The 17,354-nt window shown below is 63.6% G+C and carries 16 protein-coding genes; 12 read left to right on the forward strand and 4 right to left on the reverse strand.

What is annotated here, in order from left to right:
* Nucleotides 1-22: 22 nt before the first annotated feature.
* The 9 genes from ACVW16_RS31775 to ACVW16_RS31815 all read left to right on the forward strand — a co-directional run bounded on the left by ACVW16_RS31775 (nucleotide 23) and on the right by ACVW16_RS31815 (nucleotide 9,190).
* A complete protein-coding gene (locus ACVW16_RS31775) occupies nucleotides 23-388 on the forward strand; it encodes a hypothetical protein (protein ID WP_456734745.1) in 366 nt (121 codons plus the stop codon).
* Nucleotides 389-447: 59 nt separating this feature from the next.
* A complete protein-coding gene (locus tag ACVW16_RS31780; RefSeq protein ID WP_456738508.1) occupies nucleotides 448-2,787 on the forward strand; it encodes a N,N-dimethylformamidase beta subunit family domain-containing protein in 2,340 nt (779 codons plus the stop codon).
* A gap of 102 nt (nucleotides 2,788-2,889) precedes the next feature.
* Nucleotides 2,890-3,585, forward strand: a complete 696-nt coding sequence (locus ACVW16_RS31785; RefSeq protein WP_456734748.1) for a glutathione binding-like protein — start codon at nucleotides 2,890-2,892, stop codon at nucleotides 3,583-3,585.
* A gap of 84 nt (nucleotides 3,586-3,669) precedes the next feature.
* Nucleotides 3,670-4,287: a DsbA family protein gene (locus ACVW16_RS31790; protein ID WP_456802545.1), complete on the forward strand. Its 618-nt coding sequence runs from the start codon at nucleotides 3,670-3,672 to the stop codon at nucleotides 4,285-4,287.
* Nucleotides 4,288-4,328: 41 nt separating this feature from the next.
* The gene (locus ACVW16_RS31795) at nucleotides 4,329-4,478 is read left to right on the forward strand and encodes a hypothetical protein (protein ID WP_456734750.1); all 150 of its coding nucleotides are present in this window, start codon (nucleotides 4,329-4,331) and stop codon (nucleotides 4,476-4,478) included.
* A gap of 49 nt (nucleotides 4,479-4,527) precedes the next feature.
* Nucleotides 4,528-5,520, forward strand: a complete 993-nt coding sequence (locus ACVW16_RS31800; RefSeq protein WP_456702929.1) for a LacI family DNA-binding transcriptional regulator — start codon at nucleotides 4,528-4,530, stop codon at nucleotides 5,518-5,520.
* Nucleotides 5,517-7,055, forward strand: a complete 1,539-nt coding sequence (locus ACVW16_RS31805; protein WP_456734751.1) for a sugar ABC transporter ATP-binding protein — start codon at nucleotides 5,517-5,519, stop codon at nucleotides 7,053-7,055. Before ACVW16_RS31800 ends, ACVW16_RS31805 begins: the two co-directional genes overlap by 4 nt.
* A complete protein-coding gene (locus ACVW16_RS31810) occupies nucleotides 7,048-8,100 on the forward strand; it encodes an ABC transporter permease (protein WP_456702931.1) in 1,053 nt (350 codons plus the stop codon). The genes ACVW16_RS31805 and ACVW16_RS31810 overlap by 8 nt, the downstream gene beginning before the upstream one ends.
* A gap of 97 nt (nucleotides 8,101-8,197) precedes the next feature.
* The gene (locus ACVW16_RS31815; RefSeq protein WP_456702932.1) at nucleotides 8,198-9,190 is read left to right on the forward strand and encodes a substrate-binding domain-containing protein; all 993 of its coding nucleotides are present in this window, start codon (nucleotides 8,198-8,200) and stop codon (nucleotides 9,188-9,190) included.
* Between the two features lie 206 nt (nucleotides 9,191-9,396).
* Here the strand turns inward: ACVW16_RS31815 and lpdA are convergent, their stop codons facing one another.
* Genes lpdA through ACVW16_RS31835 form a run of 4 tightly spaced genes read right to left on the reverse strand, consistent with a single transcriptional unit; the run spans nucleotide 9,397 to nucleotide 14,333 of the window.
* Nucleotides 9,397-10,791, reverse strand: a complete 1,395-nt coding sequence (lpdA, locus tag ACVW16_RS31820; RefSeq protein ID WP_456734752.1) for a dihydrolipoyl dehydrogenase — start codon at nucleotides 10,789-10,791, stop codon at nucleotides 9,397-9,399.
* Between the two features lie 7 nt (nucleotides 10,792-10,798).
* Nucleotides 10,799-12,055, reverse strand: a complete 1,257-nt coding sequence (locus tag ACVW16_RS31825) for a dihydrolipoamide acetyltransferase family protein (protein WP_456734753.1) — start codon at nucleotides 12,053-12,055, stop codon at nucleotides 10,799-10,801.
* A 1-nt stretch (nucleotide 12,056) separates the two neighbouring features.
* Nucleotides 12,057-13,070: an alpha-ketoacid dehydrogenase subunit beta gene (locus ACVW16_RS31830; protein ID WP_456734754.1), complete on the reverse strand. Its 1,014-nt coding sequence runs from the start codon at nucleotides 13,068-13,070 to the stop codon at nucleotides 12,057-12,059.
* 3 nt (nucleotides 13,071-13,073) lie between these two features.
* A complete protein-coding gene (locus tag ACVW16_RS31835; protein ID WP_456705247.1) occupies nucleotides 13,074-14,333 on the reverse strand; it encodes a thiamine pyrophosphate-dependent enzyme in 1,260 nt (419 codons plus the stop codon).
* A 29-nt stretch (nucleotides 14,334-14,362) separates the two neighbouring features.
* Between ACVW16_RS31835 and ACVW16_RS31840 the strand changes: the two genes are divergently transcribed.
* From ACVW16_RS31840 to amaB, 3 genes are all read left to right on the forward strand, one after another.
* The gene (locus ACVW16_RS31840) at nucleotides 14,363-14,659 is read left to right on the forward strand and encodes a hypothetical protein (protein WP_456802546.1); all 297 of its coding nucleotides are present in this window, start codon (nucleotides 14,363-14,365) and stop codon (nucleotides 14,657-14,659) included.
* A 72-nt stretch (nucleotides 14,660-14,731) separates the two neighbouring features.
* Nucleotides 14,732-15,244: an Lrp/AsnC family transcriptional regulator gene (locus ACVW16_RS31845; RefSeq protein ID WP_456702937.1), complete on the forward strand. Its 513-nt coding sequence runs from the start codon at nucleotides 14,732-14,734 to the stop codon at nucleotides 15,242-15,244.
* Nucleotides 15,245-15,750: 506 nt separating this feature from the next.
* Nucleotides 15,751-17,316 carry an L-piperidine-6-carboxylate dehydrogenase gene (amaB, locus tag ACVW16_RS31850; protein ID WP_456734756.1) on the forward strand — a complete coding sequence of 522 codons (1,566 nt, stop codon included), beginning with the start codon at nucleotides 15,751-15,753 and terminating at the stop codon, nucleotides 17,314-17,316.
* Nucleotides 17,317-17,354 lie beyond the last annotated feature (38 nt).

Here is a 17,354-nt window from a genome sequence, read left to right on the forward strand (position 1 = left end):
ATTTGCAGGTGGAGAGCTGAGGATGCTGCCTCTCGAATACGACAGGTCCGAGGACCGCGACATCATCGTCCGGGATCGATTCGACGGCTTCCGCCGCGAGTATCTGCGGAGGCTGGTGAACCCCGAGGTCATCGAGGAGCACCGGCAATCGGCGCTGGGACAGCACAGCGAGAGGCTCGAGCGACTGTTGATCTATTTTCGTCAACGCCCGCTTGAACAAAGATATGCGGTCAGAGCAATCGAGCCGTTCCGGCGCTATCAGGTCGTCAGGCTCTCAGGACGTCGGGGAGTCCCACCGCGTTTGATCGATGGTGCCATTTACACATCGGCGAACGATGCCCGTCACGGCCTGTTCCTGCGCTGCATCCGCGACCTTCTCGAAACCTAGCGCAACACGTCTGCCGGGCAGGGCACCTTGTCCGGCTTCTCGATGGGAAACTCCGCACCATGGCGCAGATCAAGATATTCGGTTACGCAGACAAGATCTCGGTAAAGCCGGGCGATACCATACAATTTCATGTCAGTGCCGATGGGACGTCGACCGCTGAAGCCCATCTCGTGCGCCTGATCCATGGCGACGAGCATCCGCATGGTCCGGGATTCATCGAGGAAGAGATCGACTGCGTCGCCAACGGCACTTGGCAGGTCGAGAAGCAGTTCACGCAGGTCGGTGCCTTCCTCGAGGTGGCCGACCCCGATCGCAAGCTCGCGCTCGACGGCAGCATCACGCTCTGCGCATTCATCTGGCCGACATGGCCCGATGTCGGGCATCGGCAATGCCTCCTGGGCCGCTGGGACAACGACAGGAATCACGGCTATGGTCTTGGAATCAATCCAAGCGGCAGGCTGGAGTTCTGGGTCGGGTGCGGAAACGAGATCGACTACCTGCAGGCTGAGCTGCCGCTGCACAAGCAGGCTTGGTACTTCGTCGCGGCCACTTTCGATGCGCGAAGCGGCCGCGCCACGCTGCACCAGGAAGGCGTCGTCAACCGCTACAACAGCCTGCTCAGCAAGGTCGCGCCCGTCGAATACCGCTCGCATGTGTCGGAGATGTTTCGATTCAGGCAGAACAACCTGCCCGATACGCCGTTCCTTGTGGCGGGCTCGCGCGACTGGCACGCCTTGCGCGGTCACTTCGTGTCGCAGCTCTACTGCGGGAAGGTCGATCGTTGCGGTGTGTTCGATCGCCCGTTGGCTCGCGACGAGCTCGATGCGATCCGCGCGGGCGGGAAGCCGCCATCGGACGGCATGGTCGCATATTGGGACACGACGAAGGGGTATACAGATCGTGGGATCGGCGACCTCGTAGTCGACACTGGACCAAACCGGCTCGATGCGAAGGGGTACAACAGGCCGGTGCGTGCACAGACCGGCTACAACTGGAACGGCCGCAACGACTGCTTCCGGCTTGCCCCGCATCAATACGGCGGCATCGAGTTCCATGCCGACGCGATGATCGACAGCAATTGGAAAGCCACAAAGACGCTGGAGCTGCCCGAAACGCTGCGCAGCGGAGCCTACGCGATGAGAGTACGCGGCGGCGACGGCAAGGGCCTGGCCGAAGAGTACATCGTTTTTTTCGTTCGGCCCCGCATGCCTACGGCGCGAATTGCTCTGTTGTTTTCCACCGCGACCTATCTGGCCTATGCTAACGAGCGCTTCGCAACAGACGGCCAGATCGTGCAGCCAATGGCGGGTCAGCCGCCGACGGTCTCCGAGGTCGATATCGAAATCTACGAAAATCCGGAATTCGGTGCGGGGTGCTACGACACGCATGCGGACGGCGCCGGCGTCTGCTACACGAGCTACCGTCGTCCGATGGTGAACATGCGGCCCAAATACCGGATCGCCGCCTTCGACTTGCCCTGGAATTTTCCGGCAGACCTCTCGATCCTGGCATGGCTCGAGCACAAGGGCTACGACTACGACGTGCTGACCGACGAAGATGTACATCTGGAGGGTGTCGCAGCGATGGCGCCCTATGCGTGCATTCTGAATTCCACGCATCCGGAATATCATTCGGAGCGCATGCTCGACGCGCACGAGGATTACATCGCCGGCGGCGGTCGCTTTATCTGCATGGGCGCGAACAGCTTCTGCTGCAATGTGGCGTTTCGCGACGACGAACCGTGGATCATGGAGTGCCGCAAGACAGGTGGACACTGGATTGCCTGGGCGGCGCGGCCGGGCGAGTACTACCTCGCCACGACGGGACAGATGGGCGGAATCTGGACCGGCTTCCAGCGCTGGGGACAGAAGCTGGTCGGCAATACGTTTGCCGGCGAAGGCTTCGCCCATAGCCAGCCCTACCGGCGGATGCCCGACAGCTACGATCCCGCGCTCGCATGGATCACCGAGGGGATCGAAGGCGAGATCATCGGTGATTTCGGCCTGGGCAACGGCGGAGCGGCGGGCATTGAGATCGACTGCTACAAGCTGGGGTTCGGCACGCCGCCCAATGCCAGGATCATCGCATCCTCGGGCGGACACCCCGACAACTACATCGCCCACGACGAGGAGGGAGCCCACGCCCACCAGGGATTCAGCGGGACGCACAACTACATCCTGCGGGCCGATATGGTGTACTTCGAGGCACCCAACAATGGTGCAGTATTTGCAACCGGATCCATCGCATTCGGGAGTGCCCTGCCGATTCACGGATTCGAGAACAATGTCTCGCAGCTTCTGAGCAACGTGGTGGACACGTTCGTCAGGCCGGGTCCGTTGCCCGGCTCGTCGAACAGACCCAGGGAGAATACAGGAAGACTTGAGCCGGCTGATCCCTAGATCGAGCAACATCGAGCTCACGTGGCGAGTTGTCGAGTCGGGTCCAGAGATGGCAAGCAGCGCGCGCAATTGGGTCGATCGTGATTTCGAGGAAGGTCCGGAATGATTGACTTGCACTATGCGCCGACCCCAAACGGCTGGAAGATCTCGATCCTGCTCGAGGAGCTGGGGCTGCCGTATACCGTCGTTCCGATCGATATTCGCGCGGGTGAGCAGTTCAAGCCCGAGTTTCTGGCCATTAGCCCGAACAATCGTATTCCGGCGATCGTTGATCGCGCGCCGGCCGACTGTGGCGGGCCTCTCTCTGTGTTCGAGACAGGTGCTATTCTGATCTACCTGGCCGAGAAGACGGGACGCTTTCTGCCAGTGGATATGCGCGGCCGTACCCGGGTTGTCCAATGGGTGATGTGGCAGATGGGCGGGCTTGGACCAATGCTTGGTCAGCACGGTCATTTCCGTCTCTATGCGCCGGAGAAGATCCCGTATGCGATCGACCGTTATCAGCGTGAGGCAACGCGACTGTATGGTGTGCTTGATAATCAATTGGGCAAGACCGGGCGCTTTGTTGCTGGCGACGAATACACGATAGCCGACATGGCCTGCTTCCCCTGGACGATGACCCATAAGGCGCAAGGTTTCACACTCGACGACTTCCCGAACGTAAAGCGCTGGTATGCGGAAGTTCGCGAAAGGCCACAAGTTCAGGCCGGCCTTGCAGTCGGCAAATTCGTGAAAGAGCCGTTCTCCGACGAAGCAAGGCGAACCATGTTCGGCGCATCCAGGTTCGTCACGGAATGAACGGCATGGAGGCCTCTGGCGAGTGAAAATCGAAATGCCGGCCCGCAAAATCGCGTACCGGAGAGATGGTGAGTGTAACGATCGATGATCGAGTTTTTCTTCGACTGCTCAAGTCCGTGGACCTATCTGGCCTTCCACAACATTCAAAAATTGGCGAAGGAGTTTGGCGAGCCGCTTTCGTGGCGACCCGTGCTGGCTGGCGGCATTTTCAATACGGTCAATCCGGGCGTTTATGCCTCGCGCGAAAATCCGATCGCGTCGAAAGCGCAGTACATGCTGAAAGATCTCGCCGATTGGGCTCGTTCGGCCGGTCTTGTGATCAGGATGCCGCCGACGGTCTTTCCGGTGAACAGCGTAAGAGCGATGCGCGGCTGCGTCTGGCTCGGCAGCGACGGGATGGTCCCGTTCGCAACTGCCGTGTTCGAAGCCTATTGGGGTGAGGACCAGGACATCTCCCAGGATTGTGTCCTGACGAACATTTGCAAGAAGGTGAGCGTCGATCCTGCGGAAGTTTTCCGAGGTATCAACGAAGAGGCGGTCAAGAATCAGCTCAGGCTCAACACGGACGAGGTAATCGCACGCGGCGGCTTCGGATCGCCTACAGTGTTCATTGACAGAACCGATATGTATTTTGGCAATGATCGTCTGCCTTTGATCCGCGAACTGTTGGAGCGTCGGAAGACACGGTGTCATCCGGCCTGAAGTGTTGTCCCCCGTGGCTCTCGAGCTCCTTCATTCCCCTGATGAGTATCGGCATTCCCGAGAATGCGGTCACCGCGCTGATGATGGCGGCGCCCCGCCGCGCTGATCGGGCGCAATGCCGCGCCAATGATCGAGAAAAACTGGCATACAAGATAGAAAAACGATTGCGCAAACGTTTTCGTATGCCATAGTCCTGCAAAACTTGGATTGCCCAACAATTATCCAGGCACGGGAGGGGACGTGGCGACCATCGCTGATGTCGCGCGCAAGGCGGGGGTTTCGGTCTCGACCGTCTCGCATGTCGTGAACGGCACGCGGCGCGTTGCGCCGGATACTGCGCGCGCCGTGGAAACGGCGATCGCCTCCTTGGGCTACCGTCCCAACATGATGGCGCGGAGCCTGAAGGCCGCTTCGACACGCTCAGTCGGCATCGCCATCTCCTCAATTTCCAATCCCTATTTCAGCGACATCATCTGTTCGATCGAGGCCGAATGCGCGCGCCTCGGCATGATGATGTTTCTGTCCGACACCGAGGATGACCCGGACCGTGAGCTCGATGTCGTGATGGCGCTGCATCAGCGGCGCGTCGACGGCATTATTCTCGCGCCCAGCCCCGATCCCGGGCGTCGCGCGCTCGCCTATCTGCGCGACGTGGGCCTGCCCTGTGTGCTGGTGGATCGCATGCCCGATGCCGCGTTCGATCAGGTCGGCATCAACAACCGCGAGGCGATGCGCAATCTCGTCGAACGCGTCGCCGCGCTCGGTCATCGCCGTATCGGCTATGTCGGCGGCAATCCCGGATTCGCGACCACGCTCGAGCGCATCGCCGGCTATCGCGAGGGCCTCGCCGGCGTGATCGACGAACGCCTTCTCGTCACCGGCAGTGCGACAACGAACAGCGCGATGCAGGCCGCGGAGCGACTGCTCGACCTCGATGAGCCCCCGACCGCATTGGTCGGCGGCAACAATCTCGCGACGATCGGTATCATGAAAGCGATCCACAGGCGCGGATTGCGGGTGCCGAAAGATATCTCGATCGTCGGCTTCGACGATTTCGAATGGGCCGATTGCTTCGAGCCGCGCCTGACGCTGGTCGCGCAGCCCTGCGCAGAGATCGGCCGGCGCGCCGCCTTCCTACTCATGGAGCGGATTGCCGCGCCGCAGGGGGCGCGGCGATCCATTCAACTCGATGCTGTTATCATCGAGCGCGAATCCTGCGGGAGGCCGAAATGAACACGGGCTCTCAGGCCCCGCTGCTCGCCATGCGTGGCATCATCAAGAGCTTTGGCGGCGCGCAGGCGTTGCGCGGCGTCGATTTCGATCTCGCGAGCGGGGAAATCCACGCGCTGCTCGGCGAGAACGGCGCCGGCAAGTCGACCCTGATGAATGTTCTCTCCGGCGTGATCGCGCCGGATCACGGCGAGATCCGCGTCGACGGGACCTCCGTCCGCTTCGCCGATCCGCGCTCCGCGCAAGCCGCGGGCGTCGCCACGATCTTTCAGGAGCTCGATCTCGTCCCGAGCCTCGATGTGACCGCCAATCTGTTCCTCGGTCGGGAGTTGACGCGGGCCGGCGTGCTCGATGGCCGCGCGATGCGCCGCGCGGCGCGGGCTAGGCTCGACGAGATCGGCTTCGATGTGGATGTCGATCAGCCGGTCGGTGAATTGTCGGTCGGCAGGCGGCAGATCGTCGCGATCGCCAAGGCGCTGACCTACGCCTCGCGAATTCTCGTGATGGACGAGCCGACGGCCGCGTTGACCGCCGCGGAGGTGCAGCGGCTGTTTCACGTGATGCGCGACATCGCAAGGCGCGGTGTCGGCATCGTCTACATCTCGCATAGGCTCGAAGAGGTCCCGCGCGTCGCCGACCGCGTGACGGTCTTGCGCGATGGCAGGATCGCGGGGACGGCGCCGCCGACCGCGCCGCAATCCGATCTGGTGGCATTGTTGGTCGGACGGCCCCTCGCGGAGCTCTATCCGCGCCGTAGCGGCACGTTCGGCGGCCGCGTCCTGCATCTGGAGCAGGCCGCCTATCGCCCGCGCCGGCCCAGGGCTGGTTGGCGGGCGCCGCGCGAGGTCTCGCTCGAGGTGCGCGCCGGCGAGGTCGTCGGTCTCGCCGGCATCATGGGAGCGGGACGGACCGAGCTGCTCTCGACGCTCTATGGCGCTGGCGGCCCCGGCACCTGGTCGGGCCGCGTCGAGGTCGAGGAGCGGCCGGCCAGGCTGACGTCGATACCGGAGGCGCGCGGCGCCGGCGTCGCCTTCGTCAGCGACGATCGTCGCGGTGCCGGCTTGATGCTGCGCGACAGCGTCGAGCGCAACCTCGTTGCCTCGGTGCTGCGGCGCGTGTCGCCGTTCTTCCTGATGTCGCAGGCGCGACAGGCGAGGCTCGCCGGTCAGGCGATCAAGGCATTCGACGTACGGCCGCCGCGGCCGGAACTCGCGGTCGGCGCCCTCTCCGGAGGCAACCAGCAGAAAGTCGCACTTGCCAAGGAGGTGCTCGGGGAGCCGCGCCTGCTTCTGCTCGACGAGCCGACGCGCGGCGTGGATGTCGGGGCGAAGGGCGAAATCTACGCCCGGATTCGCGAGCTCGCCGCGCAAGGGGTCGGCATTCTCGTCGCCTCCAGCGAAATGCCCGAACTGATCGGCCTGTGCGACCGCATCGTCGTGCTGCGGGGCGGGCGCACGGTTGCCGAGTTTCCCGCCGGCGCCGCGGAGGACGATATCCTCGCGGTAGCCGAATCCAACGAGGACGACAGCGATGAATGACGCCGCAACAATCGTGAAGTCCGCGCCAGCGCAGTCGGCACCGGCGCGCCGTCTCGATTTCTTCGCCATCGCGGTGCGCTTTCAGAGCGTCATCGGCCTGATCCTCGTTGCGATCGGCGGCGTCATCTTCTCGCCGCGACGGCACGGCTCGGTGCTGTTCCTGGCGCCGGACAACATCGCGAATATCGTCCGGGCGATTTCCGAGACGGGCATCATTGCCGTCGGCATGACCTTCGTCATCATCACCGCGGGGATCGATCTCTCGGTCGGCGCGTTGCTCAGTCTGTGCAGTGTGCTCACCGCCACGATCATGACGACCTGGGGTTGGGGACTTGTTCCGACCGTGCTGTTCGTCATGATCTGCGGCGCCCTGTTCGGTTGCATGCAAGGTGCGATCTCGACCCGATTCCGCCTCGAGGCTTTCATCGTGACACTGGCGGGCCTCCAGGTCGCACGCGGCCTGGCGCTGGTGATCTCCAACAATCAGTACATCAACATTTCCTACGGCAATGGTCCGGGTCTTGCGCCGCCGATTTTCTCGGTGCTGGGCGATCGCCTGTTCGACAACACGGTTCCGGTCGCGACTCTGGTGTTTCTCGTCGTCGCCATGGTGGCCACCTTCGTGCTGAACTTCACGCGCTTTGGCCGCTATGTCTTTGCCGTCGGCGGCAACGAACGGGCGGCGCGGCTCTCCGGCGTACCGGTCACACTGGTCAAGATTTCGGTCTACGCGATCACGGGTCTCGTGTCGGCCATCGCCGGCATCGTCCACGCCGGCCAGTTCAATTTCGGCAGCGCCAACGATGGCACCGGTTATGAATTGACCGCGATAGCGGCGGTGGTGATCGGCGGGACCAGCCTGTTCGGCGGCGCAGGCTCGATGATCGGCACGATCGCAGGCGCGATCATGCTCGGCGCATTGGCCAACATCCTTCAGCTCAACAACATCAATGCGGCGCTGCAGCTGCTCGCGACCGGCGCGATCATCGTCGTGGCCGCGGTTCTTCAATCTCTCGTTCGTCGCCGCGAGGGATTGGGTCGTTGACCCCAATGGCGACGTCAGGATCTGGTGGTGACCAGCGACCGCCGGCAAGTGACCGCTCGTGAGTGGCGGATATTCGAAGCAACAGGGGAGTGAAATCATGCGACGCGTATCTACGAAGGCAAGGTTCTGGTCCAATCTGGTGCTGGGCGCCGGCACGGCGACGCTCGTCGCCGGGGCAGCGCAGGCTGCACCGCTCGCAAAGGAGTGCAGCAAGACCGGGGAGTTCGTCATCGGCTTCTCGCAGGCGAACAATGCTGAGCCCTACCGCCAGCACGTCAACGACCAGCTGACCGCTGCGGCGAAGAAAGTGCCGCAATTCAAGCTGCAGATCGCCGACGGCGCCGGCAACGTGAACACGCAGACCTCACAGATGGACAATTTCATCACCCAGAAGGTCGATCTGATCCTGATCTCTCCGTTCGAGGCCGCGCCTCTGACGCCGGTGGTCGCGCGGGCGATGAAGGCTGGTATTCCCGTCATCGAGCTCGACCGCAAGACGGTCGGCGAGGCCGGTAAGGAATATACGGCCTTCATCGGTGGGGATAATTTCAAGATCGCCGAGGAGGCGGGAAAATACGTCGCGGACAAGCTCCTGCCGCAAGGCGGCGAAGTGGCGATCCTCCAGGGCCTGCCAAGCTCGACGCCCGCCGTCGAACGGCTCAACGGTTTCAAGGCCGGCGTGAAGGACAATGCAAAGGTCCAGGTCGTCGCCGAACAAGCCGCCGACTGGCTGCCGGATAAGGCGCAGACTGCGTTCGCCGCGATGCTGCAGGCCCATCCGAACATAAAGGCCGTCTATGCGAGCAACGACATGATGGCGGCCGGTGCGCGTCTCGCGGCGAAGGGCGCCGGCAAGCTCGATCAGGTGAAGATCCTCGGGACTGATGGCTTGCCCGGGCCCGCCGGCGGCATCCGCGCGGTTGCGGAAGGCGAGTGGGCGGCAACCTTCACGTATCCGACCGGAGGCCCGGAGGCGATCGATATGGCAAAGTCCATCCTGCTCGATTGCGCGGACAAGGTGCCGACCGTGGTGACCGTGCCGACCACCGCCATTACGCCCGACAATGCGAAGCAGCTGATGCAGAACTGAACGGAGTCCCTCGCACATTGCTCGGTGTGGCGGGCGCGGCCTGACGACGGCCGAGCTCGCTGCGCTGCCGGCAGGCGGATCGCGAAAGGCCATTAGGCTTGCGATGGGTGCAGACCCGACGCGGCGAAGGTCAGCCCACCATCGTCATGGTGGGACCGGTGTAGTAGCTGGTGGTACTCTGGCTGATGGTCCCACCTTCATTTTTTTTAGATGTGAATCGGATGCCCCAGCGACTTCAGAGCGGCCTCATGAAAGGCCTCGCTTTGGGTCGGATGCGCGTGGATGGTGAGGGCGACGTCCTCGAGACGCGCACCCATTTCCAGCGCCAGGCTGAACGCCGCAGAAAGCTCGGCGATGCCGGCTCCGACGCCCTGGATGCCAAGCAGGACGTGATTGTCCGCCCGCGCCACGGTCCGGATGAAACCGTCCTCGCGTTGCAGCGTCAGTGCGCGGCCGTTGGCCTTGAACGGAAACAGGTCCGTCTTGATGTCGAAGCCCTGGGCGGTTGCCCCGTCGGGTGACAAGCCGACAGTGACGATCTCGGGATCGGTGAAGCAGATCGCCGGGATCGAGACCCGGTCCCAGGCGCGGTGACGGCCGGCGACGATCTCTGCGGCCATCTCGCCTTGTGCCATGGCACGATGCGCCAGCATCGGCTCTCCCGTGACATCGCCGATGGCGAAGACGCCGCGCATCGAGGTGCGGCATCGGTCGTCAATCCCGATGAAAGGTCCTTTCATGTCGAGATCGAGAGTCTCGAGGCCGAAACCCGATGTCACGGGGCTACGGCCTACGGTCACCAGAATCCTGTCGGCATCGAGCGTCTGCTGGCCGTCGGCGGTCTCGACCGCGAGCGCCGTGCCGTCGGAAACGAGGGCTTTCGCCTTCGCGCCCGTCAGAACTGTGATCCCGAGCGCGCTCAGGCGCGTTCGGATCGGCGCGCTCAGCCCGGCATCATATTGCGGCAGAATGCGTGAGGTGGCTTCGACGACGGTGACGGCCGCGCCGATCTTTGCGAATGCCGTGCCGAGCTCCAAACCGATATAGCCGCCGCCGACCACGATCAGCTTGCTCGGAATATCGGTGAGCGCCAGGGCCTCGGTGGACGAGATCACAGGGCCTCCGAACGGCAGAGTCGGAATCGCAATCGGCTCAGATCCTGTCGCGATCACCACCGTTTCCGCATGAACGATCTGCGAGCCGGATGGCGTCCTGATCTCGACGGACTTGCCGTCGCGAAAGCGAGCGTGCCCGGCAATGAGCCTGACGCCGGCCTTCTTCAGCAGGCCAGCCACGCCACCGTTCAGGCGCCGGACAATGCCGTCTTTCCAGGCGACGGTCTTGGCGAAATCGAGCGCCGGTTTTGCGGTCGAAATGCCGGGCACGCTCTTGCCCTCGGCGGCGGCTGCAATCTTTTCATACTCGCCGGCCGCGTGGATCAGCGCCTTCGAGGGAATGCAGCCGACATTGAGACAGGTGCCACCCGGCTTTTCGGATTCGATGACGATCGTATCGATACCGAGCTGGCCGGCGCGGATGGCGCAGGTATAGCCACCGGGGCCGGCGCCGATGACGAGGAGCTTACAGGTGATCTCGGTCATCGTTCTTTCAGTCAATGAAGATCATGGCCGGCGTCTCCAGCAGCAGCTTGATGCGCTGCACGAACTGGGCGGCATCGAAACCGTCGATCACGCGATGATCGAAACTGGACGACAGGTTCATGATCTGGCGCGGCACGAAGGCTGCACCGTCCCAATGCGGGCGGATGGCGATCCGGTTGACGCCGACGATCGCGACCTCCGGATGATTGATGATGGGCGTCGTCGCCAGTCCTCCCAGCGCGCCGAGCGACGTGATGGTGATGGTCGAGCCGGTGAGGTCGTCGCGGGTGGCGTTGCCGTTCCGAGCTGCTTCCGCGAGCCGCGCCACTTCACTGGCGCAATCCCAGAGGTCGCGCGCTTCGGCGTGCCTGATGACGGGGACCACCAGGCCGGTCGGGGTCTGGGTTGCGATCCCGATATGAACGCCGGCGTGCTGGTGCACGATCCCGGCCTCATCGTCGAAATGGGCATTGAGATGCGGCAGCTCGGCGATCGCGCGCACCATGGCGCGCATCAGAAACGGTAACAATGTCAGCTTGGGCTTGCCCGGCAGCTTCCGGGCGTTGATCTTTGCGCGCAAATCTTCGAGCGCAGTGACGTCGATCTCTTCGATATAGGTGATGTGCGGAATGCGCGCGCTCGCAATCGACATCTTCTCGGCGATCTTGCGCCGCAGGCCGACGATCTTGATATCGGTGACCGCGGTTTGTGCCAGGTACGGCGTCGCCGTCGTTCCGGCGCTGCCGCGCGAGAGAAGGGCATCGAGATCATCGTGAGTGATCCGCCCAACCGGACCCGTGCCGCGAATCTGCCGCAGGTCGAGGCCGGCTTCCCGCGCGCGGAGCCGGACGGCAGGGGCGGCCAAAGGCCGTTCGATCGCGTGGTTGAGCTGCGAAGCGGATGGCTGCGACCTCTGCGCGTCGGGCGGAGCGCTCGCCGGCGCGCGCGGGGCGCATGCGGCCTGATCTGCACTTGCTGGGGATGATGCTCGTTTCGCCGGCTCGGGCACCGGCTCGCTCTTACCGTCGACATCCAGCCGAACGAAGTCCGAGCCGATGGCGAGAAGGTCGCCCACATTGCCGGCGAGCCAGGTGACGCGTCCATCGGCGGGCGAGGGGATTTCGACGGTCGCCTTGTCGGTCATGACGGCGCCGAGTACGGCATCCTCACGAACGACATCGCCGACCTTCACGTGCCATTCCACCAGCTCGGCTTCCGCGATGCCTTCGCCGACGTCGGGCAGCCGGACCACACGCTCGGCCATCTCATGCCTCCACCGTTTCGATCAGCGCGCGGCCGATCCGCGCCGGACCCGGGAAGTAGTCCCATTCCTGGGCGTGCGGGTAGGGCGTGTCCCAGCCGGCGACGCGCACGATGGGAGCTTCAAGATGATAGAAGCATCGCGTCTGGACCAGAGCACCGAGCTCGGCCCCGAAGCCGGATGTGAGCGTTGCCTCATGAACGATCACGCAACGTCCGGTCTTCTTGACGGAGGCTTCGATGGTGTCGAGATCGAGCGGCAGCAGCGAGCGAAGATCGATGATCTCGGCATCGATGCCGGTTTCGGCCGCAGCGGTCTCGGCGACGTGAACCATCGTGCCGTAGGCGAGGATGGTGACGGCCTTGCCCTGCCTGCGGATCGCGGCGCTGCCGAGGGGAACAGCAAAGTGTCCGTCGTCGACCTCGCCGAGATCGTGCTTCGACCACGGCGTCACCGGCCGGTCATGGTGGCCATCGAACGGGCCATTATAGAGACGCTTCGGCTCGAGAAAGATCACGGGATCGGGGTCCTCGATGGCCGAGATCAGCAGGCCCTTGGCGTCGCGGGGATTCGACGGCACGACGGTCTTGATGCCGCACACATGGGTGAACAGCGCTTCCGGGCTCTGGCTGTGCGTCTGCCCGCCAAAGATGCCGCCGCCGGTGGGCATGCGAACGACAAGCGGGCAGGTGAACTGGCCGTTGGAGCGGTAACGCAGCCGCGCAGCCTCCGAAACGATCTGGTCGTAGGCGGGATACATGTAATCGGCAAACTGGATCTCAACGCATGGCTTCAACCCGTAGGCCGCCATGCCCACCGCGATGCCAACGATGCCGAGCTCGCTGATCGGGGTATCGAAGCAGCGGCTCGTTCCGTATTTCGCCTGCAGTCCCTGGCTCGCGCGAAACACGCCGCCGAAATAGCCGACGTCCTCGCCGAACACGACGACGCCGTCGTCGCGCGACATCATCACATCCATGGCATCCCTGATGGCCTCGATCATGGTCCGCCGTGTCATGATTCAAACTCCAGCTTCCTGGCGCTGGCGGCGCAGATGCGGGGGCATCTCGGCGAACACGCCCTCGAACATGTCGCGTGCCGTAGGCCGCTGCTCGGAATGGAGCGTGCCGTAGCTTTCGGCCTCCCTTTGCGCCGAGATTACGGTGTCGAGAATCTCGGCCTCTGTCTGCTTGTGCCTCTCCTCAGACCAGGCACCGCGAACGATCAAATGGTTCTTCAGCCGGATCACGGGATCTCCCAGCGGCCATGCGTCGGATTCCGTTTTCGGCCGATAGCCTGCCGGGTCATCGGAGGTGGAGTGGGCGCCGACGCGGTAGGTGACGTGCTCGACGAGAGTGGGGCCGAGATTGCGGCGAGCGCGTTCGCAGGCCCATTTTGCGACCGCATGAACCGCAAGGTAATCGTTGCCGTCGACGCGCAGCGCCGGAATGCCGAAGCCGAGACCGCGTGCGGCGAACGTGCCGGAGCCCCCGCGTGCGATCCCCTGGAAGGTCGAGATGGCCCACTGATTGTTGACGATATTAAGCACGACCGGCGCGCGATAGGTCGAAGCGAACACCAGCGCGGCATGGAAATCGGATTCAGCGGTTGCGCCGTCGCCGATCCAGGCGACGGCAATCTTGGTGTCGTTCTTGATGGCCGACGCCATCGCCCAGCCGACCGCCTGGATGTACTGGGTGGCGAGATTGCCAGAGATCGAGAAGAAGCCGTGCTCCCTGGAGGAATACATCACGGGCAATTGGCGCCCCTTCAGGGGGTCGTGGGTATTGGAATAGATCTGGCAGGCCATCTCCACCAGTGGGTAACCGCCGGCGATCAACAGTCCCGCCTGGCGATAGGTCGGAAAATTCATGTCGCCCGGTAGAAGCGCCTTGCGGAAGGCGCAGCTCACCGCTTCTTCGCCCATGTGCTGCATATAGAACGACGTCTTGCCCTGGCGCTGTGCCATTTGCATGCGCGCATCGAACGCACGCAGCGTCATCATGTGGCGCAAGCCCTCGAGCAGTTCACTATCCGAGAGCGCGCCGGCCCAGGGACCAACCGCTTCGCTGTCGCGATTGAGGACGCGAATGACCGAGAAGGCGAGATCGCGGATCGCCTCGGCATCCACGTCGACGCTGGGACGATCGACCTGGCCGGCGCGCGGGATGCGGATGTTCGAGAAATCGGGCGTGCCGCCCGGGCGCACGGCCGGTTCCGGCACGTGAAGCTTCAAGGGCGCAGGCACGGGGGATTGAGCCACCTCGCGCCGCGGGCTCATGGTGTCATGTGTGAGGTCGGAGTCGGGCATTGGCTTTCACCTCTCACCTCGATCGCATCGATGCAGAACAACGCGCCGACGCGGCGAGCGATCCGGTCGACGGCGTCGCGATCACCGATGTCTATGGAGGCCGAGATGCGGCATTCGCTCGCGTCCGCGCGCGCGCTGATGGCCGCGAGCCGAAGGCCCGCGACGCGCGTCTGGTCGAGCAGGCGGCCGAGTGCAGCGTGCATGTCGCTGGTCTGGAGTTCGAGAAAAAACACCGCGTCCGGTCTCAGTTTGTTAGTAAATCGTACTGCCGGATGTTGGGATTGTCGTTCCGTTAATCCCGGTATACCGTAAATCGGCAGTACAAAATTTCTACATATTGCTGGATAAACCAGAAAAGGGTTCTTGGTATGGCGCCAGCTAGACGTGCCACAAGGCCGGTCAAGGCACCGCGCAAGGATGCGCTTCGGCTCGACGAGATCGATCGCAAGATCCTGCGCGCCTTGCAGCAGGATGCACGGCTGACGACGGCGCAACTCGCCGAAAAGGTCGGTCTCTCCACCACACCGTGCTGGAACAGGCTCAAGCGTTTGGAAACGCAGGGCTATATCGATGGCTACGTGGCGCTGCTCAATCAAGACAAGCTCGGCCTGCCCGAGACGGTCATCATAGAGTTGACGCTCGATCGTCACGACGAGGAGATGCTTGAGCGTTTCGGCCAATTGCTGACGAGCTTGCCGGAGGTGATCGAGGCCTATCTCACCACCGGCGACTATGACTACGTCGTGAAGGTCGCGGTCGAAAGCACCGCCGGCTATGAACGCTTTCTGCGCGAGAAGCTCTACCGCATTCCAGGCATTCGCCACAGCCGCTCATCGTTTGCGCTGCGCTGCCTGAAGAAGCTGACCTCGGTGCAGGTCTGAATGCATCCGCGGTCACCGCAGTAATTCTGGACGGTGTCAGTTTTTCGCAACGAGCGATGTGGCGCGGGTTGAAGCGATCGGTAGATCAGAAAAACAAAACAGGGGGTCAGAAAAAGCGCCTTGCATGAAGTAGGGCGACGTCGCTCATCCTGCGCCATCAAAAAAAGCCTGTCGCAAGCGAGGAAACGATGGTTGCGAGCGGTTGGTCCGGCGCGAGAGCACGGTCGGTACGATCCTCGTCGGCGTCGCGGTCAGTGCGGCCGGCATCTTCCAGTCGAACCTTGGCGGCGACGCCCAGCGGAACTAAGCCGTGGATTCGAACCGCGCCGCGTTCGAGGCGGCGCTTGGTGCACCCGTTCACCGAATTGCAGCGCCAGGCGACCGCGTGAGAGGAGGAATAGGGATTGACGAAAGCACCACTTCGGTTCGATCAAAGGGCTGTCGCGCGCGCACGATCCGCGTGATTGCGACCGTTCAGATTCACGACGAGCTCCGGAAACATTGCCATGTCCGTCACATCCGCCGCGCACACCCAGGCCCTCACCGTTGATCTCGCCATGGAGGCCGACAGGCTTCTTTCGCTACTCGGCGTGACCAGGGAGAGCTACACGAAAGGCTCGCTGGTGGTTCGCTCGCCGATCACCGGCAAGATCGTCGCCGAGGTTAGGGAAACCAGCGTCGAGGCCGCCAAGGCGGAGATCGAACGCGCCGAAGCGGCGTTTCGCGCATGGCGCCTGGTGCCGGCACCAAAGCGCGGCGAGCTGGTGCGGCTGCTCGGCGACGAGCTGCGTGCCGGCAAGGAGGCGCTCGGCCGGCTGGTGTCGATCGAGGTCGGCAAGATCATTTCCGAAGGCCTCGGCGAGGTCCAGGAGATGATCGACATCTGCGATTTCGCCGTCGGGCTGTCGCGCCAGCTCTACGGCCTGACGATCGCGACCGAGCGCGGCGAGCATCGCATGATGGAAAGCTGGCATCCGCTCGGCGTCACCGGCATCATTTCCGCGTTCAATTTCCCGGTGGCCGTGTGGGCCTGGAATGCGGCGCTGGCGCTCGTGTGCGGCAACAGCGTCGTCTGGAAACCGTCGGAGAAGACCCCGCTGACCGCGCTCGCAACGCACGCCCTGTTCGACCGCGCGCTGGCGCGCTTCAGGAAGGATGGCGGCAGCGCGCCGGAAGGGCTCGCCACGGTGCTGCTCGGTGGCCGCGACATCGGCGAAACGCTGGTCGATCATGCGAAGGTGCCGCTGGTGTCGGCCACCGGCTCGACGGCGATGGGCCGCGCGGTCGGCCCGCGGCTCGCCAAGCGGTTCGCGCGCGCGATTCTCGAGCTTGGCGGCAACAACGCGGCGATCGTCGCGCCGACTGCCGATCTCGACCTGACGCTGCGCGGCGTCGCCTTTGCGGCCATGGGCACCGCCGGCCAGCGCTGCACGACGCTGCGTCGCCTGTTCGTCCATGACAGCGTGTATGACAGCTTCGTGCCGCGGCTGACGCGCGCCTATGCCTCCGTGACGGTCGGCAATCCCCTCGAAAACGGCACGCTGGTCGGTCCGCTGATCGACGGTGCGGCGTATCGCGCCATGCAAGGCGCGCTCGAAGCGGTCAGGGCGGCCGGCGGCAAAATCCACGGCGGAGAACGGGTTGCGATCGATGGCGCGGCCGACGCCCATTACGTCCGCCCGGCGCTGGTCGAGATCGCCTCTCAGACCGGACCGGTCGAGCACGAGACTTTCGCCCCGATCCTCTACGTGATCAGATACCGCGACTTCGATGCCGTGCTCGAGTTGCACAACGCCGTTCCGCAAGGACTGTCGTCGTCGATCTTCACCAATGATTTGCGCGAGGCGGAAACCTTCCTGTCGGCACGCGGCTCCGATTGCGGCATCGCGAATGTGAATATCGGCCCGTCCGGCGCGGAGATCGGCGGCGCATTCGGCGGCGAAAAGGACACCGGCGGCGGCCGCGAGTCCGGCTCCGATGCTTGGAAGGCCTATATGCGCCGCGCCACCAACACCATCAATTACGGCCGGACGTTGCCGCTCGCGCAGGGCGTCAAGTTCGACGTGGTGTGAGAAAGATCGAGACGTGAACGTTCCCGTTGCTATGCCGT

Source organism: Bradyrhizobium sp. USDA 4474 (assembly GCF_054057515.1).